2 protein-coding genes are annotated in these 2,335 nt (G+C 37.3%); both read left to right on the top strand.

Annotation, left to right across the window (positions count from 1 at the left end):
• The first annotated feature begins 49 nt into the window (after positions 1–49).
• Positions 50–1,609 (top strand): IS21 family transposase, encoded by a 1,560-nt coding sequence (gene istA, locus ABD814_RS13205; protein ID WP_344914198.1) that lies wholly within the window; start codon positions 50–52, stop codon positions 1,607–1,609.
• On the top strand, positions 1,603–2,335 hold a 733-nt coding region (istB, locus tag ABD814_RS13200), incomplete at its 3' end, for an IS21-like element helper ATPase IstB (RefSeq protein ID WP_425549090.1). The genes istA and istB, both read left to right, overlap by 7 nt.

The raw sequence follows: 2,335 nt of genomic DNA, 5'->3' as shown, positions 1-2,335 counted from the left end.
ATTTGATAAACTAAATAAGTAAGTTTATTGGTTAAAGGAGAAGGAAAAGGTGGATTTTGAAAAGTTGAATACAATCGCAAAAGTACATCATTATAAAAAGAAAGGATTTAAGAATGCGAAAATCGGACGCATGTTAGGCATTCATAGAAATACAGTGAAAACCTATCTAGATAAAGATCCAGATGAGTCTGTTCGTTGGATAGAATCCCAACAGTCTCGTTCGAAAAAATTGGATCCTTATAAAAAGAAGATTCTTGAATGGTTGAGTGATGAACCTGAATTATCCGCAGCACAAGTAGAAGATTGGTTGAAAGAACAGTTTAATTACTATGAGGCTGCACCAAGTACCATTCGCTCATACGTTAAAGAGTTACGTGAACAGTATGGAATTCCAAAAGTTATGACTTATCGCAATTATGAAGCGGTTCCTGAGCTACCTATGGGCAAACAAATGCAAGTCGACTTTGGAGAAATGAAGATACAGAGAACAGAGAATGGAAAATATGTGAAGTTGTATTGCATTGGTTTTGTCCTCTCGCATTCACGTTATAAGTACGCAGAATGGCAAGAAAAGCCTTTTACAACAAACGATGTCATCAGAGCTCATGAAAATGCGTTTGAATACTATGGTGGTCGAACAGAAGAAATTGTATACGATCAAGACAAACTCATGGTTGTCAGTGAAAATAATGGAGATATTCTGTACACGAAACAATTCCAAGCGTATAGACAGGAACGACAATTTTTGATCTATCTTTGTCGAGCAGCTGATCCAGAGTCAAAAGGTAAAATCGAATCAGTCATTAAGTACATCAAATATAACTTTGCACGTGGTAGACGGTTCCAATCACTAAATATATGGCAGGAACAATGCGAACGGTGGCTGGTAAGAACGGGAAATGATAAAGTCCACGAAAGAACAAAAAAGAAACCGAAAAAAGTGTATGCCCTAGAAAAGTCACACCTCATTCCGGTTTCAAATAAAATCATTCGATCGAACAATGAAAGTATAACAAAGACTGTTTTGAAAGACAATACGATTCAATATAAATCAAATTATTATTCTGTGCCTATAGGCACGTATCAACCACAAAAGCATAGTAAAGTTCGTGTCTCCGAACGTGACGGGTTTTTAGATTTATATGATTATAAAACAGGCAAATGGATTGATGCGCACCCTCTTTCTAAAGGGAAAGGAAACTTAGTCAAAAACCCATTACATGGCCGAGAACAAGAGAAGAAACAAAAACTAAATCAACATATAAGCGATGTCTTAATCTATTTTAGAGATAAAGAAAAAGCCAAGGAATTCATCCATACATTAAAAGAAAACTACCCAAGACATATCCGTGACCAATTACGTGTTATGGAGCAAGTAGCCGAAAGAGATGGTGACTATATAGAAGAAGCTTTAGACGAATGTATCGCACTGAACTTTACGAGTGCTAATCAATTGAGAGACGTAGCGAGAGAAATCGCCCGTCGCCATGTCCAGACAGGAAATATCACTCCGGAAAGCCCTACTTTACCGGAGATATACCAAGAGATAACAGCAAAAGAACGAACCTTAGACGCGTATTTAGACCTATTAGGAGGTAGATCATCATAGGAACAACACAAAACCTTCAGCGCCAATTCAAGCAGTTTCGAATGACTGAAACTGCAGATGCTCTTCCTACTTTATTAAGAGAAGCAGAGCAGAGGTCCTGGACCTATCAGGAACTACTTGTGGCTCTATGTAATCATGAAGAAAAACGCCGAGAAGAAAAGATGATTCAAAAATATATGACATGGGCACAATTCCCATTTGAGAGAACACTAGACAGTTTTAATACATCTCAAGCGGCTGTCTTAAGTGACCGACAAATTAGTCAACTAAAAGAATTCGAATGGTTAAATCAAGCTTTTAATCTTTTATTACTTGGCCCACCAGGGGTGGGGAAAACGCATATTTCCATAGGTTTAGGTTTAGAAGCTATTAAGCAAGGCAAACAAGTTTCTTTTGTATCAATGGCAGAATTAATTTCCTTACTTAAAACAGAAGAGTATGTACGAAAGTCTCAACTACGGTTAAACCGTGTTAGGAAATCAAATTTGGTCATTATAGATGACATGATGTTTATGCCTATGGAAACGAATGAAGCCAATCTATTCTTTCAGTTAGTCAGTGATTTATATGAAAAAAGTTCCATTATCTTAACGTCGAATAAAGGACCTGATAGTTGGAGTAAAATGCTTGGAGATCAAGGTATCGCTACAGCGATTCTTGATCGTCTCCTTCATCGATGTGAGATTCTTCATATGAACGGAGATAGCCATCGCATGAAAAACAGAG

The sequence above is a fragment of the Amphibacillus indicireducens genome (genome assembly GCF_039539605.1).
GTDB lineage: Bacteria > Bacillota > Bacilli > Bacillales > Amphibacillaceae > Amphibacillus > Amphibacillus indicireducens.
The sequence above is the reverse complement of the archived record's forward strand: the minus strand, read 5'-3'. Positions and strand labels throughout refer to the sequence as shown.